Below are 24,423 nucleotides of genomic sequence, written 5' to 3'. Positions count from 1 at the left end.
AGAAATAATAGATAAGAAGATTACTTAGTCTCTTTAAAGGAGAAGATCTCTTTGGACTTAAAGCATTTATTTTTCACTGCAGAAGATCTTACTTATCTCGAATTATTTGTCCGGACTACTATTCTATATTTTGTATTATTTTTAGCAGATAAGGCATTGGGATTCAGACAGCCGGGAATTATCACGCCTTATAATTTCTTGGTTGCTGCTGGTATCAGCCATATTGCTTCATCGCGCATGGTACAGCCGCAGTCTCGGCCGATTGATTCCATATCAATTATTGTGGTTTATATCTTGTTCATCTTATTGATTTCATACAGCTACTTAAAGCTGTCACCTTATTTTTCATCTAAAAAGCAAGTGGTATTAGTGGAAAATGGGAGAGTCAAAAAGGATATTTTGAAAAAATCCATGCTCACGATTGATAATTTGTTTTCAATATTAAGACAGAAAAATATTTTTGAGCTGAAAAATGTAGACTATGTGATTGCCGAACCAAACGGAGTTTTTAGTGTCGCTCAAAATGCTAAAGAGCTGCCCGTCACAAAGTCAATCATGGGTATTCCAACGACACCGACAGAGTTATCAAGAATTTTAATATATGAAGGAAAGATCGACACGAAGGTACTGCATGAGAAAAACCTGACGACCGACTGGGTGCATGCACAATTAAAAAAGCAGAATATTACTGATGTTCGGCAGGTGTTTATCGGACTTTTAACCGGACAGGGTGAGCTATATATAAATTAGAGAGGAGGGTGAAGGGATGCCGGACGTATTTGGGAATATTGAGCACATTAGTTTGTTAGGCTATTTGATTCGAACCGTTATCGTTGGTGCTATCGGCTTCTTTGTTGGTCGGCTTGTATCCAAACGCGCTGTGAATCAGATGACCACGTATGACTTTGCGCTAATATGGATTCTGGGAGCCATTACGGTGTCTCCTTTATTAGATGGCAAAATCTCTTTCACCTATATGCTAATACCGTTATTCACCCTCTTCCTTTGGCACACTATTTTCAGCTTGATCTCTTTAAAAAGCAGGAAATTCAGCTTTTTCTTCAACGGAAAGCCGGCTATCCTTATCGATAATGGAAAAGTCGTTTTAAAGAATCTGAAACGGCAATTTTTCAGTCTCGATCTGCTATTATCAGAGCTTAGAGTAAACAATATTTTTGATGTGAGCCAGGTGAAGTATGCCATATTAGAGCCAAATGGGCATATATCCATCATGAAAGTGGAGAAAGAAAATCCTGTTACACCAGCAGATATGAAATTAACCGCCAGCAGCACAGACATCCCTTTAGTTATTATCAACGAGGGGAAGGTCATTCATGAAAATCTAGCTAAAGCTGGGGTAGATGAACAGTGGCTGATGAATAATTTAGCTGTGCAAGGGGTTGTGGATTTCAAGGATGTCTTTTTATCTACTATAAACAGAAACAAGAAATTATTTGTGTTGAAGAACGGGTGAAACCTCCAAAATTATACAGTTGAGATATAATACATATATGAACGGATAAAAATTGCAGGAGAATATAAAACGATTAAGGGGAAGATAACGTGAAAATAACACCATTAATCTTTTGTGTATTTCTTGTCGTAGTAGCATTAGGTTTTGCTTGTGTTTACATGTTAGTTGAAACACTTAAAGAAGGCGAATATTTTTCAGCCCTGCTGGCGCTTTTAATCATTTATTTTGTGGTAAACCTGCTCATTGTGTTCTTTAGATATACGAAATGGATTACAGAAAAGAAAGACGAAAAACGCTCAGATAAGGAGATCTGAGCGTTTTATCGTGAGAGTTGTTCAAATTCTTCATCAGTCAAACCAAAAACCAATAGGTCATAATATTTTCCTTGTGTATAAATCATATTCCGCAAACAACCTTCTTGCGTAAATCCAATCCGATTGTGCATCTGAATGGAGCCTTCATTAAAGCTGTATACATAGGCAGTTGCTTTTTGATAACGCAGCTCGTTGAAGAAATAACGTAATACGATTTTAATAGAATCGCTCGCATAGCCGTTTTTCCAATGGTCGCGAAAGATGCTGACGCCATAGCTAAACGTGCCGTTGCGCGGGTCGCATTTATCGGTGCTGATGCTGCCAACGAGTTCACCGTCAAAATTCTCAACAGCCATCCTAAAATTGTGCCCATCCCAGCCTTTTTCCGCCTCGGACTCGGTCCACCGTTTTGTGCCTTCCTCAGATCTTGGACCATAAATCGCGTCATTCAATCTCGAAATCTCAGAGTCTAGGCTATCTTTATGGAAGTACTTCCAGTCTGAATGCTGAATAGGTCTTAATCGTACTAATTTTCCTTGCCAAATATTCATTTTGTATTATCCTCCGTACGTAATGCTATTCAGCAGCTGAGCTCCAGTAAAAAGGCATTTTCCCCTTCAAACTCAACTTCTCCATTTTCTTTAACCCAGCAGCGAATGATTCCTAGCTTATCCAGCATTTTATCCACTTTGGCAATACGATTGCGCAGCCTCTTGATATCTGGGTTACCCATGATAAAGAAAGTAGTTTTAGAATGTAAGTTTTGCTGCTGAAACCGCATAATTTGTTCAATTTGCTCTGCGAATTGGACGTCTAGTTTGGAGCTGTCAAAAACTTTGTCTGTATCCTGATATTTGTATGCTTGGTTTGCTCTGGATTCGATAAAGAAGCGGATTGAACCTGAAGAAGCAATCACATCAACATCACTTTTATTTTCAGAAACCTGAATGGAGAAACCTTTTCCTTCAAAGTAAGCTGCGATTGCCTGACTGACTTGAGCTGGAGTACAAAGAAATGCATCTTTTTCTCTTAAAGTGGAGTGTGCAACAGACATGATAGTACCTCCTCAGTTTTTATCCTATATCGCCCCAACCAGCGTCTTCCCTTTAAACCGGTACAGTGCTTCATCAATCACATGGATATTATAATTCTGCTTTTCAATAAAATACTGGATGACTAAATCTGCTTCGTCGCTCTGGGAAAGAGAATAGCCGGCGGAGCTTAAGAGTTCATCGGTATTATCAATGTCCAGCTTAAGTGACAGGGCGAGTGCAATGACTGTGTTTTTCTTTGGCGTGTAATCGGCCCTAGAGCGAATCTTAGAAAAATGTCTCCGGTCGATGCCTGCTTTTGTATAGATGGCGGCGTCGGTTGCGCCTGATTGGTCAATATAGCTAAAAAGTACATCTCTAAAGGAAGGCTTCTTATGGCTTTGGATAAATTCATCAAGACCGCTGATTTCCTGCAGCGATTCTTTGTAAATTTCCGCCTCAATAGGTGCTTGGCAGCTGAAAACCTCCATGCTTAAATGAAATTCAATGTACTCCTGAATCTCCTGTATCAGCTTTTCGGTTAAAATCGAAACCGCCTCCTAAATGTCGCCTTGAAAGCGACCAAATAATGGATAAAACTCGATATCATTATAGCATGAAGAACAGGGAGGATGATGGAGATGAATAAGGAGTTAACGGAGATTATTTTCTTGCTGGACCGCAGTGGTTCAATGGCAGGGCTGGAGAGCGACACAATTGGAGGTTTCAATGCGTTTGTGAAAAAGCAGAGCCAATTGGCAGGCGAAACCCGGCTGACAACCGTACTTTTTGATGATCAATACGAGGTGCTGTGGGACGGAATTCATGCAAAGGACGCCGTGCTGACAAAGGAAGATTATTATGTACGTGGATGCACAGCGCTGCTGGATGCAGTAGGCCGCACGATAAATGATGTTGGAAACAGATTGTCCAAAGCAAAAGAGGAAGACCGTCCAGGCAAAGTGATCTTCGTCATCACAACAGACGGCATGGAAAACTCGAGCATCGAGTACGACTACGAAAAAATCAGCAAGCTCATCACACACCAAAAGGAAAAATACAGCTGGGAGTTCATTTTCATGGGAGCAAACATGGACGCGGTGAAAGAAGCGGGACACTTAGGGATTTCGGCTGAGCATGCGTATGAGTTTGAAGCGTCAAATGAGGGTGTGGAGAAGATGTATAGTGTGATGTGTGAGGCGGTGTCTTATATAAGGGATGAGAAAGAAGAATAGTACATGAGTGAAGTCTTCCTGTCTGGGAGGCTTCTTTTTTATTGCAAAATATCTTACATACCTTTCCAATTGAAGTAAAATTGAAATAAACGGAAAACACCATTAAAAAATTTCAAATTCCTAAAGCTAAATTACAATACTGCCAGTCTAATAGGTTGAAATCTAACAGAAGGGGGTGACCGCTTATTTTAAAACTTGTGAAAAAAGCTCAAAAAGGTGATAAGAAAGCGTATTTAACACTGTTTCAGCAATATGAAGATGATGTGTACCGTATGGCTTATATGTATGTAAAAAACCAAAACGATGCGCTGGATGTTGTACAGGATACAGCATACAAGTCATACAGCCAAATTAAAAAACTAAAAAGTCCTGAGTATTTTAAAACATGGCTGATCAAGATCACCATTAACTGCTCAATTGACCTGTTAAAAAAAAGACAAAACGTTGTTCATTTAAAGCCGGAGTATATAGAGTTTGTGCAATCGGATGATCAAGATATTTCTCTGCAGCTTACTCTCCAAGATTTGCTGGAAAAGTTAGATGAAAGTGAGAAAAGTGTAGTGATTTTAAAGTATTATCACCATTACACGTTTCAAGAGATTTCAGATGTACTGGAAGTGCCAATTGGTACGGTTAAAACGACGTTATATCGGTCACTCGATAAATTGCGAAAACAGCTGACGGCGGAGGATATTTATGGACAATAAAATTATAAGAGAAATGAACAAAATCGAGATTCCTAAAGAGGCCCGTCAAAGGGCAATACTTGGTATTGATTTGGCGGATAGAGAAGAGAAGAAGAAATCACCGAAGTACTGGATAGCTGGATTAGCAGCATCCGCTGTGATTCTTATGTCTGCCATTACTGTTCAGCAAACAAATATTGCTGATGCGGATATTCCTATGCTGTCTAAAGTGTTTGGTTCCAAAGAAAAGCTGTTAGAGCTTGAAACTGACAGTGAACAAAAAACGATGGAAGAGAGTTTTGTGAAGCTTGAACAGAATTTCGACTTGGCTAAGCAATACTTAACGCCTCAGGCATTTAGTGATTACAGCACGCTGTGGAAAGAGTGGCTGGATATCAATACAAAAATTAAATCAGAAAACAGAAACGTTCCCACCTATGAAGAGGAAAAACGATTAGATGAAATTCAATATTGGATTCAAAAATACGACTATAAAATAAAAATGCGTATCCATGAAAAAGAATAAGGAGTAACTATGGCTAAAAAAATTATTCCTGCCCTTATCGTGACTGTTCTTGCACTCGTCTTGATTGGTATCAAATTTTATCCAGATATCAAAACCACGTTTAACAGCAAAGAAGAAGAAATGGTCAACAAGATAGATGTTATTAACAAAAAAGAAAAGACATTTACAATTAGCGGCAAAGAGCATAGAAATCCATTCCTTGAAGACCCATTTCCTTTTCATAGGGAAGAAGAGGAACTGGTTAAAAGATACCCCGATCAATTCAGCATCGTGAAAAAAATGTTTTACTCTTGGGATAACATTGAAAATGCCCAAGGAGTGGTAGAGTGGGGACATCCTCTTTTGGGGTCAACGCACCGTCATACCTTTTACGTTGATTTGATCAATAAAAGAAATCTGACAACAAATGAGGAATTACAAGATGGTAAGGTGATACAGACAGAAAATCTTTTATTAAATGATGGTGTATTTATTCAAGAATTGGCTGAAAAAAAGCTAACTACAATAGAGGATTTGAAAAACAATTCTAATAAAATTGATGATCTTGCTAGGGAGATTGGTTGGTTAGGTGTAGGGAATATATTTATTACACAAAGCGAAGAGAATGAATTGCTAAGAGAAAATTATTCGAATTGGAGTTACACCATAGGGTCTAAGTTTGGAATGCCGACTTATGAAATTAAAGGTGTTATTCCAAAAGAAAAATCTGAATCTTTACAAGGAAACTTTACAATGAGTGTTTCCAAAGAAACCGGAGCTTTACTGGATCTGCAATGCTACAACAAAGAAAATATATTAACCTTTTTTGTGAAAGGAACAGACATTCAGATTAACAAAGGTATTGCTCCAGATGTATTTAAATTGGACGTTTCTGGAAGTAGAGAAGTTCCTTATGAGGAATATAGGAAGAACACATATGACTATACGGGTGAGAAAACGGGCTGGGATAAATAATGGGGATGCTGGACCTTAAGTCTTTCATTGGAAAAATGGCACTGCTTAGTATCGGGTTTGTGCTGGTCATTACCGTGATAGGGACGGTCAATGCATCTGGGTTAGCAAATAACTCATTGTTTGATTTTCTATCTCCCTTTAAAGGTGGAGGCAGTGCGGGAATGCTTGTGCTGTTGGCCGGTATTCTACCGATGATCGCCATCGTGATGCCTCTTCTTATGGATCAAGTAGAAAACGATATGATAGTCGTCAGGATTAAAAAGAAAAGAAAGCTATTTTATGAGCATGTCTTCTTTGCAGTTGGACTGACTGTTTTTTTAACCAGTCTCATAATAGTTATTGGTGTTGTGGGATCACTGATTTCGACAGGACAGTTAACGAACCTTTGGGGAACAAAAGAAGGATCGCTGTATTTTTGGCTGGATAACAAGGATTATTTTCAGCTTTACGTTCCCCGTGTTACTAGCGGGAAAGTATGGAGCTATATTATTGGTTCAAGATTCCTCGTGATTCTCTTTATGATACTGATGGTAATTTTCTTAAAACTGTTACTGAGGAAAAACGTGTATGTGTTTTTTACATCCCTGATCTTATGGTTGGGGGACGGACTTTTTTTCGATCAATACAGCTTGTTCACAGGGCAAGCCAGAATCTCGATGGAGCTTTGGCTGTCTCCAGAGGACCAGTTATTTAATCTCATCTATTTTCTTTTATGGATTACAGTTTTATTTTTCATATGTTTGAAAATCTATGACAAAAAAGAGTTTCTTTCATGAAAGGCTGGGAGGGATAACATGTTAAAGATGGAGTTTAGCCGAATTAGCAGCAGACCCGTTTTATGGATGCTGCTCGCTGCAGGGCTATTTCTTGGATTATGGCCAGTCATTCAAATGTGGCCGCAGGGTGTCACAGATCAATATTACATGATGTATCCTAGAAGCCCCTTTGTTAGCTGGATGTATCTCGAAGTTTCGAGTACATATCAGATTTATGCACTGATTTTTCCTCTCCTGGCTTCCCTTGTTTATTGTGATGCGTATGCAGAGGATTTTAATACAGGTTTAATCAAAAGCATTCTAACAAAGATACACAAGAAATCGTATTTAATGACACGATATGCTGTTAACTTTCTGCTTGGCGGGTTTATTGCTGTTTTCCCATTGCTTGTTAACTTCTTGGCATTGATGATGGCTTTTCCTTTAATTGAAAACAACTTTTACTATGGAATGGCGCCTGTCTCTCAAAATGGATTTTATCAGGATTTATTTTATCAGCATCCCTTTGTCTACATAGCACTGCGGTTTTTCTTGCTGTTCTTGTTTGGCGGCATACTTGCCTCATTAGGGCTTGCCCTTTCAACTGCTGTCAGGAACCGCTACATTGTTTTAGTGTTTCCATTCCTTCTGTTTTTAGGTTTGGATGTTTTGTTTCCAAGTTTGAACTGGTATAGCTATTCCGTTTCGGGATTGTTTTTATGGAATTATCAAGAACATTGGAGTATGCTGCTATATTTATTTGCAGGATTTTTGGGCAGCTTTGTCTGGTATTTAACAGCTGGTGTAAGAAATGAAACCGTTTAAAGCTGTGCACCTTGGAATAAGGGGATTGCTGTCATTCCACAGAACATGGCTTCTAATCGTTCTATATTGTATAGGAATTCAAACTGGTCTCTCCTTCATTGCAAGGGAAGGGCAATGGTCGAACAATGGAATTTATGATTTAATGGCAAACTTTTCTGGAATTAATGGCAGCACGAATCAAAATATGTTTATCGCTATTGCCATTCCAGTCATTGTGACGTTGATTTCTCAACTGACAGATAAGCACGAAAAAGCGCTGTATGTCTTGAAACTTGGATCTCGATCCCGCACATGGAGTTCTCTTGCAGCCTCGGCAATCTGTTTGTCGCTCATTTTAACGCTTATGATTCTTGGATTTTCCTATCTTGTCGGAATTCTTCTTAGGGGACCAGAGAACACCTGGCTACACAGCACAGGATCCATTAGCAAAGTGCTGAATAATAAAGAAGCTTTTCAATCCATTACTCCACACATCACCACGTTCAACATCCTATCGGCATTGTTTGTTACAAAGTTCTTTGGCTTTTTGCTAATTTCATTTTTGACACTTTTTCTAAAGTTTTTTTTGAAGAGCAGTGCCATTATCATAATTCTTTTAGTCACATTAGCTGGAATTGATTTATGCAATGTGCTCCCGTTTCCGATTTTTACAAGGGCAGCGAGCCTGGCGCTTCATAATTGGATCAATCCGATGAGTATCGTTTTTCAGAGTCTATATTTACTGGCTGTTTCATTTGTTCTGTTGGTCATAATCAGGCAGTTATATAAGAGGAAGGACTTTCTTTCATGAGCAGGACCACATTATATAAGCTGTTTTTACGGGACTTAAACTATAGTTTTTCATACGGCAAGTACAAATACTTAGCTTTTTACACAATCATCGCTTTCCTTGCACTCATGAAAAGTCTGCAGCTAAGAGAATTGGAGAGCAACAGTGTCGGAACGTTCTTTGCCTTGCTGAAAGACGAAGGCTACTTTTATCGGATATCTGATTATCAGGTGCCTTTTTATTGGGACTTTGTCCAGTTTCTATTGTTGTTTTTAATCGGTGATTTTTTATTTCAGGATATGGAGAATAACCGGACGTATCTATTAATGAGATGCCGGTCGAAGCTGCACTATCTAGTATCCAAAATGTGCTGGATCGTAGCTCAAAATATTCTCATGATTCTGGGGCTCTTTCTAACCATCTATATGGTATCAAGTGTTGTATTCGCTGATTTTACAATAGGTGCTTCGCCATATTTTGAGAGAGTGATAGAAACGCAGATGGAAATAAAAATATCATCTGTGGAACTGGTCATACGGATTTTCTTAGGTTATATGATAACTGGCATTTTGCTGTCAGTAATGATGCTTATGGGCACCCAGTTTGTTTCTCCAGTCATCACGTTTTTCGGGATTATTGTTGTCTGTGTTATCTCTACATTCTCAGATTTAAAATGGCTTCCGGCTATTCACTCTATGATTTTGAAACAGCAAATATTTAATATGGAGCACCAGCTGTCACTCAGCTTTTCTATCATTTATTGTCTTTCATTATTCTCGGTGGTAGCCGTCATTGCTTTATTTATTTTTCAGAAAAAAGACATCCTTTAGGAGGAACAAATAAATGTCTGAACTAGTGTATGTAACAGTTACACAGTTATCGAAGGAATTAAAAAAGCAGCCTATCTTAACAGACATCAACCTGGCGCTTTCAAAAGGAAAGATATATGGCTTTAGAGGCAAGAACGGCTCTGGCAAAACGATGCTGTTTCGAGCGCTTTGCGGGTTGATTCGGCCTACTGAAGGTTCGGTGATAGTTGGAGGAAATGTACTTGGAGAAGAGCTTTCTTTCCCGCCAAGTGTAGGTGTTTTGATTGAATATCCCGGATTCTTAAACGGCTACACAGGATTTAAAAACCTGAAAATGCTTGCTGGACTTAACAATTTAATTGACGATGATCGAATTAAAGAATCTATCAAGCTCGTGGGTCTTGATCCGGATGACAAAAGAAAATACAGAAAATATTCTCTCGGCATGAAACAGCGCCTCGGTCTTGCGCAGGCTATTATGGAAGAGCCAGATCTGATTATTTTAGATGAACCGACCAATGCCCTCGATACGGATGGCATTGAGGAACTGAAGCGCCTGCTCCTGGATTTAAAGGCGAAAAACAAATGTATCCTCATCGCGAGTCATGATAAAGAAGAACTCGATTATCTCTCGAATGAAATCTTTATGATGGAAAACGGCCGGATCACTGACCATTACCGGCTGGAAGGAGACGGACGATGGGCAAAAAGAAAATCATCGCTCTAGCAGCTGTATTGCTCGCTGTTATCGCTTGGGGAACAAGAGTATATTATGTGAATGCCGAGGTAGCAAGAAAGTATAACGTAGAAACATTTCGTATAGGGGATATCGTACCTATTGATGAAGCGGAGTTTAAGGTCAAGAATATATCCTATGGAAAAGCGGAGAAAACAAATGGATTTACATTTGTTCCGTTTTCTGTCGAGATGGAAGTTAAGAACACGTCCGATAAAAACGTATCTGCAATAAATTTAATCGAGACAAAGCTTGCGTTTGGCTACAATTACTACCAGACTAGAGACGGAGAGTTTGAGCCAGTCACATTGCGCAATCTGCCGCCCGGTGCAACAGAGACCATTCTTCTAACCTATCAAGTCGATGCTAAGTTTAAGGATACAAAAGGAAAGCTGTATTTAGATCAACATTTATACAAAGAGCATGTAAGCAAAGAGTACAAAAAAGGCAAGAGGTATGGTATTGCAATAGAGTTTTAAAAAATAGACCTATTAACATAATGGGGGTACGGTACCGTGTCGGTACCGTACCCCCATTTTTTATTCAACAATACCAAATCCAAAAATATGCTACCATAAGCAAAATTTCATAGCTTATGAAAATGTAAGGGTTTTCTTAATATAAAAAGAGAGGATTACAACAGAAGTATTTAGGGCGGTGAGTGTATGGACGTGAAAATCCAGCAACCAGAACAGCAGCTAATAGAACCCCTCGTCAAACCAGGGGCAAAGAGTAAACGATTTAAAAAAGCGGCCAAGCGAGTAAATAATCAGAAGTACTTGCAGATCATGGCCCTTCTTGGTGTCGTATGGATGTTCATCTTCAATTACATCCCGATGTATGGATTAATAATTGCGTTTAAAGAATTCAGCATCATCCAGTCAATATCTGAGGCACCTTGGGTAGGATTGATGCAGTTTAAAGAATTCTTGCAGGATGAGAACTTTCTTATCGTCCTGAAAAACACGCTCGGCATGAGTTTAATCAAGTTAATTATAGCCTTCCCGCTGCCGATTATTTTCGCGCTTCTGCTTAACGAGCTGACGTCGTTAAAGCTGAAGAAAGCGGTTCAGACGATTTCGTATTTGCCTCACTTTATTTCTTGGGTTGTGCTTGGCGGAATCCTGACAACTTGGCTTGCAGACATTGGTGTTATCAATGATGTGTTACTAGGTCTTGGCATGATCGACGAACGAACGAATTTCCTGGCAAGTCCGGATAACTTCTGGGCGATCGTCATTTTATCAGATATTTGGAAAGAGCTTGGCTGGTCGGCCATCATCTATCTCGCTGCGATCGCAGGCGTATCAACTGAGCTGTATGAAGCTGCGACAATTGACGGAGCGAACCGTTTCCAGAAGATGTGGCATGTTACATTGCCGGCTATTATGCCGACAATCGCAATCCTGTTCATTCTTGCAGTGAGCGGAGTGCTGAACTCGAACTTTGATCAAATCTTAATTCTTAAAAACTCATTAAATGAAAGTGCAAGTAACGTTATTGATACGTATGTTTACCAGCTTGGTATTCAAAACGCGAGATACTCGTATGCGACAGCAGTAGGACTAATGAAAGCCATTATCGCGTTCATCCTTCTACTATCAGCGAACAAAATCATGAAGAAAATTAACGGCACGTCGTTATTCTAGGGGAGGTGAGGTTTCTTGTTTAAGCTTTTCAAACGCAACAGGAGAACAACAAGCGAGTATATCTTTGATAATATTAATATCCTGATCATGCTCTCAATCTGTGCGATCACGATTTACCCGATATGGTATGTCATTGTGAATTCACTAAATGATGGCATGGATGCTATGAAGGGCGGCTCCATCTATTGGTGGCCGAGAGAGTTTTCCCTTGAGAACTATAAAGCGGTATTTAACAACCAAGGCATCTTGACCTCATTTGGGGTAACGGTTGCCAAAACGGTCATCGGAACAATCATCCACGTGTTCTTTACAGCTATGGTCGCTTATGCGATCTCGCGTAAAGACCTTTACGGCCGCAAGCTGTACATGATGATCGGGATCGTGACGATGTTTTTCAGCGGAGGTTTGATTCCATACTTCCTTTTAATTAGAGATTTGGGATTGTTTGATAACTTCCTAGTGTACATCATCCCGACGATGTTTAACTTTTTCCACCTGATTATCTTTGTCTCCTTCTTCAGGGAGCTTCCGACTTCACTGGAGGAAGCAGCTAAGATGGATGGAGCAAATGATTTCACGATTTTCATTCGAGTGATCATTCCATTGTCCATGCCTGTAATCGCAACGATCGCGCTTTTCCAAGGCGTGTATCAGTGGAACGACTATTTCGCGGGTGTTATCTTTGTCAACGATCCGTCGCTCCAGCCGATTCAGACGTATTTGTACAAGGTTGTAGCTGAATCGAGTTCGAACCAGATGATGATGAACGCATCCGGAACGATTGCGACTAAAACGGTTACCTCGCAGTCCATTAAGCTTGCCACGATGGTTGTGACCACATTGCCAATCGTGCTCGTGTATCCGTTCCTGCAGAAGTATTTTGTAAAAGGAATGCTGATCGGCTCTGTAAAAGGCTGATAACCATTCAAAACAGCAGTTTAAAGGGATGATCCCCCTTTTAACGGGGAAGGCTCAAGCGGCCTTCCCGATATATTTCAATCATTCTATACTTTATAAAAAGAGAGGGATAAAAGATGAAAAAGACATGGGTTAAAGGCTTTTCATTGCTTCTTATTTTGTCATTGTTCGTCGGGCTATTCGCCGGCTGTTCTAGTGACAAAGATGAAAGCGCTTCCGATGAAAAGAAGTCAAAAGCAACAGCAAACGAGCCAGGCTGGAAAACAAATAAAGATCCGATCACTTTCGATTGGTATGTGAACTTCTCATGGTTCGCACATAAATGGGGCGATGATGTTGTCTCTAAATATGTAACAGATAAGACAGGCGTTTCTGTTAACTTCATTTCACCTGCGGGTAACGAAGCTGAAAAAATGAACACAATGATCGCATCAGGCAAACTGCCAGACTTCATCACAATCGGCTGGTGGGAAGATGCAGTTAAGAAAATGGTAGAAGGCGAGCTTGTTCTTCCATTAAACGAACTGGCTGACAAGTATGACCCGTATTTTTATAAAGTATCAGACAACGCAAAAGTAGAATGGTATAAGCAAGAAGACGGCAACACGTACGGCTACCCGAACGCATCGTCTTCACCAAAAGATTTTGACAAGTACAAAGAGCTTAAACCGTCTAACCAGACGTTCCTTGTAAGAAAAGATATGTATGAAGCAATCGGCAGCCCAGACATGAGCACGCCGGAAGGATTCCTAGGAGCACTGCAAGCAGCAAAAGAAAAGTTCCCAGAAGTAAACGGTGCACCGCTTATTCCATTCGGAATGAACGAGTTCACAGATGTAGGTAACACATCTCTTGAAGCATACCTGCAAAACTTCCTTGCCATTCCTATGGAAAAAGACGGAAAGGTATATGACCGTACAGAGGACCCTGAGTACCTTGACTGGTTGAAAACATTCCGTAAAGCGAACGAAGAAGGATTATTGGCGAAGGATATCTTTATCGACAAGCGTCCGCAAATGGAAGAAAAAATCGCACAAGGCCGTTACTTCGCGATGCTTTACCAGCGCAGTGACCTTGCAGCACAGCAGCACGCGCTATATCAAAAAGATCCAAACTCCGTTTATATCGCAGTTGACGGACCAGCAAACTCTAAAGGCGATGCTCCGACTCTAGCAGGAGACAGCATCTCTGGATGGACAGTAACACTTATCTCTAAGGATGTAAAAGACAAAGAAAGAGCGATTCAATTCCTGACTTACTTAATCAGTGAAGAAGGACAGAAAGATCTTTACCTTGGAAAGAAAGGCGAAACGTATGACGAAACAGGCGGGAAGCCAGAATTCAAGCCTGAAGTTCTAGATCTATTGAACAAAGACCGTGCAGCGTTCGACCAGAAGTATGGTGCATCTTATAAGTACTGGATGCTTATGGACACGAACATGAACCTGCAATGGCTGCCGCCTTCATCTGAGCCGTTCAAGCAGATGGAAGACTGGACAAAAGGTAAGACAGTAAGTTTTGCAGAGTTTGACGGCATCAACCCAACAGGAACATCTGCTGAAGGTGTTGCTGCAAGCAAGATCGCACAAGAATGGGGCAAAACGCTTCCGAAGCTTCTTTTAGCAAAATCTGACAAAGAGTTCAAGAAGATTTTCAAAGAATACAAGAAAAAGCGTGATTCTTACGGCTATGACAAGGTTGTAGAGTATCAGCAAAAAACGTATAAAGATAACAAGGCAAAGCTAGAATCTGCAACAAAATAATCTCCCTAACAAAGGCGGCCTCTTTAGAAAAACAAATCTAAAGAGGCTGTCTATTCCTGTTTTAATGGAAGTTATTTCAATATTATTTTTTATATAAGAAACACTTCCTCTGTACTATACTTTAAGCATATAGAAAGTTACGGAAGTGATACATTTGAAAACTGCGGCTGCTGTCTCGAAATGGTCTGGACAGGCAAACAAGCTGATGGACAAGCTGTCTCTTCAGCAGAAACTCGTGGCCTTATATATTCTCATCATTATTATTCCTATTATCATTTTTACCGTTTATTATACGAACGACGTGTATGACCGCGCCATCCATGATATTCGAAATAAGAACGAAAATGCGATGGAAATCGAAAAAATTATCATTAAAAATAATATTGAAACGATAAGACGGACAGCGCAGATGGTCGTTTCAGATATGGAATTCATCGATTTCGTGAAATCAAGAAACGAAGCGAATGTAGATGAATTGATCAATTTTAAGATGAATGCATTTTCCAACGTCTCTAGACTGCAGGTGAACAATCCGGCGATTGAAAACATCCGCCTTTATACGACCAATCCATATGTAACGGAAATGTGGCCGATCCTTTTCAGCGAGAAACGGATCATGAAAAAGCCGTGGAGAAGTGATGTGGTAAGCCGTAACGGCATGGAGCTCTGGTGGTTTGATCAGCAGACAGAAGATGTGCTGGAAAGACTTCCTTCACAGAATATGTCAAAAATCTCACTGCTGCGCGAACTGGATTATCCAAAGGACGAGCACTTAGGCATTATTGAGATCAACATGCTGCTGAAAAACTTTTTTCCGAAAATGTTCGGCACAGTTAATGATAAAGGTTCTGTTTATGTCGTGCTCGATAGAAACGGGAAAATGATACGAAACTATCATGATACGTTTTTAAGAGATGCAGGGATCAAAACGAAAACTCTTAAACGTGAATTCTCTAAGTTTAAGAAAGAAGGAACAGGAAGCTTCGAGTTTATCAACAACCAAACCCCTTACCTTGTGGTGTACTCGTATATTGATGATATCGACAGCTATATGCTGAATGTGATTTCTCTAGAAGATTTGAACAAAGAAGCGGATAAAACGAGGAATATTATTCTGAGCGGTATTATTGTTCTCGTTCTAATACTCTCTTTATTTACGTATATCCTTGTCTCACTGCTGCTGAAGAAGATGTATCTATTAACAGACGCCGTCAAGCGAGTGGAAAAAGGAGAGTTTGTATTTGATGAAGATATTACAGGCAGCGACGAGATCAGTGAACTGGCGGCACATTTTAAAAGAATGGTCAGAAAGATTAATAGTCTTATAGCGGATGCCGTCAATAAACAGGCCGCAGCGAAGGAGACAGAGCTAAGAGCGCTTAAGACGCAGATCGACTCTCATTTCCTGTATAACACGCTGGAAAATATTAAGATGATGGCTGAAATTGAAGGGCAGTACGATATTTCTGATGCCGTGACATCTCTTGGGGAAATGATGCGCTACAACTTAAGGTGGAAAAACGATTTTATTGTATTTGAAGAAGAGCTTCATTATATTCAAAACTATATCGATATTATGAATCTGCGTTTAGACAACTCACTTGTTCTTCACATTGATGTTCCGAAAGAATTGCTTGATCAGGAAGTGCTGAAGATGTCGCTTCAGCCTATCATCGAAAACGCCATTAAACATGGGCTGTCATCTGTCCTATACTCACGTCCTGGTTTGATATACGTAACGGCTTGGAAGGACGGCAATTCGGCGTTTATCGAGATCAAGGATAATGGCATCGGTATGAACGAGGTTCTGTGCGAGAAACTGAACAATAGCATTCACTCAGTACAGGAAAAGCCCGAACAAGCTGAGGGCAGCGGAAACGGCATCGGGCTGCGCAATGTGAATGAGCGAATTCAGCTTTATTATGGCAAGGAAAGCGGTGTGACGGTTTCAAGTACAGAGGGCGAGTTTACAGCCGTAATCATCAGAATGCCTTATAAATCAATGAAAGGGGGCAGCGGACATGTATAAGATACTTATTGCAGACGATGAAAAAAATATCCGTCTCGGCATCCAGGCGATGATTAACCGGGAGTTTCCCGATACATTCGAAACAGCCGTCGCAGCTGACGGTATAGAAGCACTAGACATGATGGAAGAGAATGCAGCACATATTCTGATTACAGATATTAAAATGCCGCGCATGAGCGGGATTGAATTGATTAAAGAGCTGCAGCAAAGTGATAAACAAAAATCCCCTGCTCTCGTTATCCTCAGCGGCTATGATGACTTTGTGTATTCGAAGGAAGCGATTAAGGCGAACGTGAAAGATTATTTGCTCAAGCCAGTGAATAGAATTGAGCTGTTTAACACGCTAAACAGCATTGTGGAGGAATTTGAATCCGCAGGTAAATCTGCGAATCAATTCTTGGAAGAGTACAGAACAAGCCAGCTCAATTATATGCTGTTAAATCCAAATGTACAGAACGAAGACTTTGACGATTTTTATGAAAAAATGCAAGTTGAGCCGTTTCATAATGGCTATTATATAGGCATCATCAAATCAGATGAAAAAGATTTGTTAAGCAAAGTTAGCAAATTTTTAAGGGACAACGAGGCAGAAACGCTTTCCTTTCTAGACAGTGAATCACGGACGGTTATCATCACTCCTAGCATGCATCTGTTTTCTGAGCTGCAAAATTCGCTAAGCAGTGATAGCTTTGTCATTGGATTAAGCAATAAAGCGGATGATATTAAAGACATGAAAAGTGTGTATGAGCAGGCTGAAAATGCGCTGAAATATCATTTCTTCCATCCGCGCAGCACCATCATTTTTTATGATGAGGCGAAAGAAAAGCAAAGTGTATCGGATGTTCCGGTGGATAATATCAAGAAGATTTCCAATATGCTCGGCACAGAGCGTGAGGATGAGATTAAATCGCTTTTAGGTCAAGTGATGGATTATGAAACAATCTCCAGCCGTGAAATAGAGTATATGGAAAATTTGGCAAAAGAAATGAATGACATTATTTTTGTAAGCTTTTTTGCCAGGCTTGGTGAAGAGTCAGTAGAAACCTTCAATCTATTCAACAAGATCAGCAACATCTTTAACTTCAGAAATTTTCATGAGTACTTTCAGGCGCTTGAAAACCTTTTAATGCGATTGCATGAGTACAATAAACAAATGAAATCCGTTTATTCTGAACAGAAATATATGGATAAAGCGATCGCGTATATTAAAGAAAACTATCATAAAGATCTCAATCTAGCGGTCGTTTCAAACTACATTTCACTCAACTACTCGTATTTCAGTCATATGTTCAAAGACTACACAGGGCAGAATTTTGTTGATTACCTAAAAAATGTACGGATTGAAGAAGCAAAAAGTCTGCTGGGAGAAACCGATCTTAAAGTATTTGAAATCAGCGAAAAAGTAGGCTACAAAAATCCAAAGCAATTCGCGCGGGTATTCCGCGAGATTGAAGGAATATCACCAAAAGAATATCGGGAAAAGAACTAAGACGGGTTCCTTTTGGAGCTCGTTTTTATTATTAAAAAGCTCTAAATTTATTAAGCAAGGAATTTTTAGCGAAGGTATTACAGAGGTGTTAGTTTAACTTCAATGGCTTAAACATCTTGAATCCATCATTGAAAAAGTTGATCGGAGTGTAAGGCGCCGACTCCTCGAAAATGAAGGTCACATTTTCTTCGTGCGATGTCTTGCTGCGTAGCCTTCCTTATCCTGCGGGACGAGCGGGAAGGTGAGACCTCTCAATGGCGCGTAGCGGCGAGAGGGCTCACCTGTCCAGCAGAAAACGGCTAGCCCCTCGAGGTCAAAAGGGCAAGTGTCCAATAAGTCAAAGAGCGACTTACCGGCCCCTTTCCCTTTTGCTTGTCGGGGCTGAACGAGCCGTTTCTGCTTTTCGCCACGCCCCGCGGAAAGCGTGCGCCTGAAACGGAGATTAACGGCTCCGTTGAGTTCTTTAATGCAACATTGATTAAAATAAACAGCCACTCTAAAATTCTGAAACCATATACAAAATTCCCTGTCTCAAGTTGCGGACCATCCACCTGTAAAATAAGAGTGAGAAATAATGATTGCGCTTACAAATTCTACAACTAATCTCAGAGGTGATCGTATATGAGCAGATTTTCTAAAGACTTTATTTTCGGTACGGCAACATCTTCTTACCAAATTGAAGGAGCACATGACAAGGACGGAAGAACACCATCGATTTGGGACATGTTCTGCGATATTCCAGGCAAGGTAGAAAAAATGGAGAACGGTGATGTGGCGTGTGATCACTACCACCTTTATGAAAAGGATATTGAGGTGCTAAAGACGCTTGGCGTTGACTCGTACCGCTTTTCAATCGCTTGGCCGCGTATTTTCCCGGCAAAGGGCCAATACAACCCGGCTGGCATGGACTTTTACAAAAAGATTATCGCGCGTCTGACAGAAGAAGGCATCAAGCCTTCTGTTACGCTGTATCACTGGGATCTGCCGATGTGGGCGCATGAACTTGGCGGATGGACGAACCGCGAATCTGTGCAATGGTTTATCGAATATGCAGAAAAGTGCTTTGAAGAGCTAGGCGATTCTGTTCACATGTGGATCACGCACAATGAGCCATGGTGTGCAGGGTTCCTTGGCTACCATCAAGGGGTGCATGCTCCTGGCCATTCGAACATGGAAGAGGCGCTTAAGGCGGTTCACCATATTCTTCTTTCGCACGGGGAAGCTGTTACATTGCTAAAAGAAAAGTTTGGTTCAAACACGCCGATAGGCATCACGCTAAACTTATCGCCGATCTATCCGGCAAGTTCTTCTGTCAACGACAAGCTGGCGGCAAACAACGCGGACGGATACAGCAATCGCTGGTTCCTTGATCCAGTTTTAAAAGGATCTTACCCGGCAGATATGATGAACCTATTCTCAAAATATGTGCACGACTACAGCTTCATCCAGGATGGAGATCTAGAGAAAATTTCTACTGAGTGCGACTTCTTCGGCATCAATTATTATGCACGAGGATTGGTTGAGTTCAGTTCACCGTCTGACTTTCTGTACAAATACGCGCACAGCGACTATCCGAAAACAGGGATGGGCTGGGATATCAGCCCGGATGAATTTAAGGATCTGATTCGCCGTCTGCGCAAGGAATATACGAATCTTCCAATCTTCATCACGGAAAATGGAGCTGCGTTCCCTGATACGGTTTCCGAGGATAACAGAGTGCATGATTTCGAGCGTCAGCAGTACGTTGAAAGCCACATTAGTGCGGTTGCAGACTTGAACGACGAGGGAATGAACATCGCAGGTTACTACTTATGGTCATTACTTGATAACTTTGAGTGGTCGTTCGGTTATGACAAGCGCTTTGGAATTACGTATGTGAATTTTGAAACACAGGAAAGAATTTTAAAAGACAGCGGCCGCCGCTATGCGGAGATTATTGAAGAGCGCAATGTACAGCATGCAGGAGAACTTTCTAAATCTAACTAAATGAGGCTGCAGAACATGAATGTAAAGATCATACAGACATCAAAAAACACCGGAGATCGTTTTGCTGAAAAGGAAACATTGTCTTTTGAAAAGGTTGAAAAGTCAGAGGGCACTGCACTGAAACTTTTTCCGGAAAAGACGTTTCAGCGCTTTATGGGGTTTGGAGGAGCGTTTACCGAAGCAGCTGCTTATACACTTTCCAAAATTCCTGCAGCAGACAGACTGAGTGTGATAGAAAGCTATTTTCATAAAGAAAAAGGGCTTGGCTATAACCTTGGCCGGACGCACATTCATAGCTGTGACTTTGCTCTAGGCAATTACACGTACGTGGAAGATGGCGATACCGAGCTGAGCACGTTCAGCATAAAGCGCGAGAAGGAGCATGTGCTTCCGTTCATAAAAGACGCGGTGGCGGCAAGAGGAGAAGAGCTGACGATTCTCTCTTCTCCTTGGAGCCCTCCTGCTTGGATGAAAACGAACAATGAGATGAACAACGGCGGCAAGCTGAAGCCTGAGTACAACGATGTTTGGGCGCGTTATTATGCCAAGTATGTAAAGGCGATGGAAGCAGAAGGTGTTCCGATTTGGGGCATCACTGTGCAAAACGAGCCTGACGCGACACAGGTGTGGGATTCATGCCGCTACTCGGCGGAAGAAGAACGCGATTTTGTGAAAAATCATCTTGGACCGATTATGGAACAAGAAGGTTTAGAAGATAAAAAAATTATTATCTGGGATCATAACCGTGATATTGCGTATGAACGTGCGTCAACCGTGCTGTCTGATCCGGATGCAGCCCGCTATGTATGGGGTACGGGCATTCACTGGTACGTGTCGGAGGAGTTCGAGAACTTATCCAAAATTCATGAGGCTTTCCCTGATAAGCATCTGATTTTTACAGAAGGATGCATAGAAGGCGGAGTTCAGCTCGGCGCATGGCATACAGGCGAGCGTTACGCACGCAACATGATCGGCGACATGAATAACTATCTTGAAGGCTGGATTGACTGGAACCTTGTGCTGAACGAGCAGGGCGGACCGAACCATGTTGGCAATTATTGTGATGCTCCTATCATCGTGGATACAAAGACAGGCGAGATTCACTATAACAGCTCGTACTTCTACATCGGCCATTTCAGCAAGTACATTAAGCCGAATGCGGTGCGGATTGCGAGTGAGCTGAAGTCGGAGAGTTTGCAGACGGTGTCTTTCCAGAATGAAGACGGCAGCATTGCAACAGTTGTGATGAATGCCGGAGATAAGCCGGAGGAGCTTTCTGTTGTGATCGCAGGACAAGCTGTGAAGACTGTTTTGCCGGAGCATTCAATTACGACATTTATGATTACTTTATAAAAAAATCATCTTAGCGAGCGGCCTCTTTGGATTTTCAGAACGTGTTGGAATCAAGGGGGCCGTTCTTTTTTTAGCTTAAAAATAAGAGGAGGGAAAGATATGAAAAAAGCACTAGCAATTGTTATGACGGCAATGCTTATGGTGCCAAGCACTGGCTATGCGGCCAAAGACACAAAAGAAGATGGAAAAAAAGTGAAGCGCAATAAATCAGAATGGTCTCTTGTCTGGAATGATGAGTTTAATGGCAAAGAGATCGACCGCACTAAATGGGGTTTTGATAAAGGTAACTGGATCGTAGACAGTGAAGGCAACGGCATTACACCAGGCTGGGGAAATAACGAGAAAGAATTTTATACGGACTCAAAAGAAAACGCTTTCACTCGTGACGGCAATCTAGTCATCAAGGCGAAAAAGGAAAAAGTGTCCGACAAATTCGGTAACTACGATTATACGTCGGCTAAGCTGAAATCAAAAGGATTATTCAGTAAAACGTATGGACGGTATGAGATTAAGGCGAAGCTTCCGACAGGTAAAGGGCTTTGGCCGGCGCTTTGGATGCTGCCTGAAGAAGATAAGTACGGATCGTGGGCTGCTTCAGGAGAAATCGATATTATGGAGGCATGGGGAAGCAAGCCGAATAAAGTAGCGGGCACGATTCACTATGGCGAAGGCTGGCCGAACAATAAATATACGGGCAAAGAGTACGAGTTTCCTAAGAACAAGGGCATCAACCATTGGCACACGTACGCTCTTGAATGGGAGCCTGGCGAGCTGCGCTGGTTTGTTGACGGCGAGCTTTTTCACACGGAAAACAATTGGTACTCAAAAGGCAAGGATAATGCCGCGAACTACTCTTATCCAGCACCGTTTGACCAGAACTTCTACCTAGTCATGAATCTGGCAGTAGGCGGCTGGTTTGACGGCGAAACGGATGAGACGACACCGTTCCCGAGCGAGATGCTTGTTGATTATGTGCGTGTGTACGATTTGAAAAAACGAGATTACCGTGAGCCGGTGGAGCCTCCTGCTGAACCGGTCGTGCTACCTGCTGATGCGAAACAGCCGCTGAACGATGGTAACCACGTATATGATGAGAACTTTGAAAAGCCGATAACAGATATTGGGACGGGAGATAAGCAGCTCGATCCGCTTTATTGGAACTTTGTGCATCTGCCTGACTTTGGCGGAGCGGGAAGTGTGGCTGTAGAGAATGTGAACGGAGAAAATTTTGCAAAAGTGAACGTGGACAACCCAGGTTCACAGCTGTATTCGCTGCAAATGATTCAAAATGTATCACTCGGAAAAGGCGGCAAGTATAAAGTGAGCTTTGACGCGAAATCAACGGCAGCTCGCAATATGATGGTAAAACTGGGTGCAGGGCCTGAAAGAGGGTATGTCAAATACTCGAATGAAGAGAGCATTAAACTCGGCAGCGAGCTTCAGCGTTACGAGTTCACATTTAACATGCTGAACGATACGGATATCGCGTCTCGTCTGGAATTTAATATTGGAGGGAACGGAACAAATCCTGTATGGATCGGCAATGTGCGGGTAGAGGACGTGACGGCTGAGAAGGAAGACCCGAATGGGGCGAAGCAGCCGCTGCCGGATGGCAACCATATCTATAACGGCACTTTTGACCAGGGCAGCATGGACAGAATGACATACTGGAACTTTGAAACAGGAGAGGCTTCTGCTGTTGCATCTGTAAGTGAAGAAACTCGCGAGCTGCATGTCGATATAGTAGAAGGCGGCGTCTCATCTGATCAGGTTCAACTGAATCAAAAAGGGCTGTACCTATTGAAAGGCAACGACTACAAGTTGACGTTTAAAGCACGTTCAGATGAGCCAAGAACGATACAGGCGGGCGTGCTGAACAGTGATGGAAGTGTAAATTATTCTGAGCTGAAGACATTTGAACTGTCTGCTGGAATGGAAGAGAGAACGATCGAATTTACGATGCCGGATGATGTTACAGATTCAGCAGGGCAGCTCGTCTTTTATTTAGGGTCAGGGTCTAACCATGATGTGTACTTGGATGATGTATCGTTAATTAAAACATCTGACAAGCCAGATTACGGAAACATTGACCTTTATCCTCTGAAAAATGGTGATTTTACAGAGGGGCTGTCGTCATGGAGCAATTATGTCCATTACGATGCTGCCGCACAGCTTTCAACTGAAAACGGCGAGGCTCGTGCTGCCATCAACAGCGAAGGAAACGAGGCGTGGAGCGTCATACTTGAGCAGGGCAACCTTAACCTTGCTAATGGAGCCGTTTATGAGCTGTCTTTTGATGCACGTTCTACTAAAGAAAGAGATGTAGAGTTTACCGTTGAAAACGCTCAGTATAATCGCTATTTTAGTGACATTGTAACGTTGCATGATAATATGCAGCATTTCACCTATGAATTTAAGATGGCGGCTGACGATCTTGCTTCGTTTAAGATGCTGCTAGGGAAAAATGCGAAATCTCCTGTAGGCAGTCACGATGTTTTCATCGATAATGTCGTGCTGCGTGTAAAAGGTGCACCGGATGAGCAAGATCCCGTTTCAACACCTGGCATCGACAACGGAACGTTTTCAACTAACACTGAAAACTGGACCGCATGGTGGGGAGATCAGTGGAGCGGTTATGGAGAAGGAACAATTTCAAGCGAGAACGGCGAGTTGAAAGCGGCTGTTTCGAAAGTCGGCGGAGCTTCGTACGCTCCGCAAATCTTTCAAAAAGATTTGCTTTTTGAAAATGGAGCAACGTATACCGTTGAGTTTGATGCTCGGGCGGATGTAGCGCGAAAAATGAATGTGAACATCGGAAAAGAGCTGGCAACTGATCCTTGGTTTATTCCGTATGTTTCTACGCAGACCCTTGATCTGACGGATGAGATGAAACGCCACAGTTTTATCTTTGTGATGAACGAAGAAACGTTTGCTGATGGTAAGCTCGTGTTTGAACTCGGAAACATAGCAGACGGAAACGCTGCTGCAAATGTTTATATTGATAATGTGAGTGTTCAAAAACAGTAAATGGAATGGGGCAGATGAATTTTTATCTGCCCTTTTTTACATGCCTCAAAGGACTGAGTTTTTCTTTAGCGAAATAGACCTTTTATAATGACTTG

Annotated in this window: 24 protein-coding genes; 21 read left to right on the top strand and 3 right to left on the bottom strand. The window is 41.6% G+C overall.

From position 1 onward, the window contains the following. Positions 1–51: 51 nt before the first annotated feature. From CGZ90_RS16965 to CGZ90_RS16955, 3 genes are all read left to right on the top strand, one after another. Positions 52–750: a DUF421 domain-containing protein gene (locus CGZ90_RS16965; RefSeq protein WP_094253712.1), complete on the top strand. Its 699-nt coding sequence runs from the start codon at positions 52–54 to the stop codon at positions 748–750. 16 nt (positions 751–766) lie between these two features. Further along, on the top strand, positions 767–1,474 hold the full coding sequence (locus CGZ90_RS16960) for a DUF421 domain-containing protein (protein WP_094253711.1): 708 nt from the start codon (positions 767–769) through the stop codon (positions 1,472–1,474). Positions 1,475–1,563: 89 nt separating this feature from the next. Next, entirely contained in the window at positions 1,564–1,788 is a 225-nt protein-coding gene (locus CGZ90_RS16955; protein ID WP_094253710.1) for a hypothetical protein, read from the top strand. A gap of 5 nt (positions 1,789–1,793) precedes the next feature. Here the strand turns inward: CGZ90_RS16955 and CGZ90_RS16950 are convergent, their stop codons facing one another. The 3 genes from CGZ90_RS16950 to CGZ90_RS16940 are packed head-to-tail and all read right to left on the bottom strand — an operon-like array spanning position 1,794 to position 3,310. Beyond that, positions 1,794–2,339, bottom strand: coding sequence for a GNAT family N-acetyltransferase (locus CGZ90_RS16950; RefSeq protein WP_094253709.1), 546 nt, complete (start codon positions 2,337–2,339; stop codon positions 1,794–1,796). Between the two features lie 29 nt (positions 2,340–2,368). Beyond that, complete coding sequence (locus CGZ90_RS16945; RefSeq protein WP_094253708.1) at positions 2,369–2,842, bottom strand: hypothetical protein; 474 nt, start codon at positions 2,840–2,842, stop codon at positions 2,369–2,371. A 24-nt stretch (positions 2,843–2,866) separates the two neighbouring features. After that, the gene (locus CGZ90_RS16940) at positions 2,867–3,310 is read right to left on the bottom strand and encodes a hypothetical protein (protein WP_205727414.1); all 444 of its coding nucleotides are present in this window, start codon (positions 3,308–3,310) and stop codon (positions 2,867–2,869) included. Between the two features lie 150 nt (positions 3,311–3,460). Here CGZ90_RS16940 and CGZ90_RS16935 point away from each other — a divergent pair, with 150 nt between their 5' ends. From CGZ90_RS16935 to CGZ90_RS16850, 18 genes are all read left to right on the top strand, one after another. After that, positions 3,461–4,054 carry a vWA domain-containing protein gene (locus CGZ90_RS16935; RefSeq protein WP_094253706.1) on the top strand — a complete coding sequence of 198 codons (594 nt, stop codon included), beginning with the start codon at positions 3,461–3,463 and terminating at the stop codon, positions 4,052–4,054. Positions 4,055–4,251: 197 nt separating this feature from the next. After that, positions 4,252–4,761, top strand: coding sequence for a sigma-70 family RNA polymerase sigma factor (locus tag CGZ90_RS16930; RefSeq protein WP_338032255.1), 510 nt, complete (start codon positions 4,252–4,254; stop codon positions 4,759–4,761). Continuing rightward, complete coding sequence (locus tag CGZ90_RS16925) at positions 4,751–5,266, top strand: hypothetical protein (protein ID WP_094253704.1); 516 nt, start codon at positions 4,751–4,753, stop codon at positions 5,264–5,266. The genes CGZ90_RS16930 and CGZ90_RS16925 overlap by 11 nt, the downstream gene beginning before the upstream one ends. A gap of 9 nt (positions 5,267–5,275) precedes the next feature. Further along, positions 5,276–6,220: a hypothetical protein gene (locus tag CGZ90_RS16920; RefSeq protein WP_094253703.1), complete on the top strand. Its 945-nt coding sequence runs from the start codon at positions 5,276–5,278 to the stop codon at positions 6,218–6,220. A 5-nt stretch (positions 6,221–6,225) separates the two neighbouring features. Then, positions 6,226–6,996, top strand: a complete 771-nt coding sequence (locus CGZ90_RS16915) for a hypothetical protein (RefSeq protein ID WP_133063608.1) — start codon at positions 6,226–6,228, stop codon at positions 6,994–6,996. An 18-nt stretch (positions 6,997–7,014) separates the two neighbouring features. Further along, positions 7,015–7,800, top strand: a complete 786-nt coding sequence (locus CGZ90_RS16910; RefSeq protein ID WP_094253701.1) for a hypothetical protein — start codon at positions 7,015–7,017, stop codon at positions 7,798–7,800. After that, positions 7,787–8,590, top strand: a complete 804-nt coding sequence (locus CGZ90_RS16905) for a hypothetical protein (RefSeq protein ID WP_094253700.1) — start codon at positions 7,787–7,789, stop codon at positions 8,588–8,590. Before CGZ90_RS16910 ends, CGZ90_RS16905 begins: the two co-directional genes overlap by 14 nt. Further along, positions 8,587–9,399: a hypothetical protein gene (locus CGZ90_RS16900; protein WP_094253699.1), complete on the top strand. Its 813-nt coding sequence runs from the start codon at positions 8,587–8,589 to the stop codon at positions 9,397–9,399. Before CGZ90_RS16905 ends, CGZ90_RS16900 begins: the two co-directional genes overlap by 4 nt. A gap of 13 nt (positions 9,400–9,412) precedes the next feature. Continuing rightward, a complete protein-coding gene (locus tag CGZ90_RS16895; protein ID WP_094253698.1) occupies positions 9,413–10,105 on the top strand; it encodes an ATP-binding cassette domain-containing protein in 693 nt (230 codons plus the stop codon). Continuing rightward, a complete protein-coding gene (locus tag CGZ90_RS16890; protein WP_094253697.1) occupies positions 10,078–10,593 on the top strand; it encodes a hypothetical protein in 516 nt (171 codons plus the stop codon). Before CGZ90_RS16895 ends, CGZ90_RS16890 begins: the two co-directional genes overlap by 28 nt. 186 nt (positions 10,594–10,779) lie before the next feature. Beyond that, entirely contained in the window at positions 10,780–11,763 is a 984-nt protein-coding gene (locus CGZ90_RS16885) for an ABC transporter permease (RefSeq protein WP_094253696.1), read from the top strand. An 87-nt stretch (positions 11,764–11,850) separates the two neighbouring features. Further along, on the top strand, positions 11,851–12,681 hold the full coding sequence (locus tag CGZ90_RS16880) for a carbohydrate ABC transporter permease (protein WP_094253829.1): 831 nt from the start codon (positions 11,851–11,853) through the stop codon (positions 12,679–12,681). Between the two features lie 116 nt (positions 12,682–12,797). After that, positions 12,798–14,444 carry a type 2 periplasmic-binding domain-containing protein gene (locus CGZ90_RS16875; RefSeq protein ID WP_094253695.1) on the top strand — a complete coding sequence of 549 codons (1,647 nt, stop codon included), beginning with the start codon at positions 12,798–12,800 and terminating at the stop codon, positions 14,442–14,444. A gap of 154 nt (positions 14,445–14,598) precedes the next feature. Next, positions 14,599–16,473 carry a sensor histidine kinase gene (locus CGZ90_RS16870; RefSeq protein WP_094253694.1) on the top strand — a complete coding sequence of 625 codons (1,875 nt, stop codon included), beginning with the start codon at positions 14,599–14,601 and terminating at the stop codon, positions 16,471–16,473. Continuing rightward, entirely contained in the window at positions 16,466–17,962 is a 1,497-nt protein-coding gene (locus CGZ90_RS16865; RefSeq protein ID WP_094253693.1) for a response regulator, read from the top strand. Before CGZ90_RS16870 ends, CGZ90_RS16865 begins: the two co-directional genes overlap by 8 nt. 621 nt (positions 17,963–18,583) lie before the next feature. Further along, positions 18,584–19,948 carry a GH1 family beta-glucosidase gene (locus CGZ90_RS16860; RefSeq protein ID WP_094253692.1) on the top strand — a complete coding sequence of 455 codons (1,365 nt, stop codon included), beginning with the start codon at positions 18,584–18,586 and terminating at the stop codon, positions 19,946–19,948. Positions 19,949–19,963: 15 nt separating this feature from the next. Then, positions 19,964–21,301 (top strand): glycoside hydrolase family 30 protein, encoded by a 1,338-nt coding sequence (locus CGZ90_RS16855; protein ID WP_094253828.1) that lies wholly within the window; start codon positions 19,964–19,966, stop codon positions 21,299–21,301. A gap of 99 nt (positions 21,302–21,400) precedes the next feature. Next, complete coding sequence (locus CGZ90_RS16850) at positions 21,401–24,328, top strand: carbohydrate binding domain-containing protein (RefSeq protein WP_094253691.1); 2,928 nt, start codon at positions 21,401–21,403, stop codon at positions 24,326–24,328. Positions 24,329–24,423 lie beyond the last annotated feature (95 nt).

This window comes from Fictibacillus aquaticus (assembly GCF_002245695.1).
GTDB lineage: Bacteria > Bacillota > Bacilli > Bacillales > Fictibacillaceae > Fictibacillus > Fictibacillus aquaticus.
This window is presented reverse-complemented; position numbering and strand designations above follow the sequence as displayed.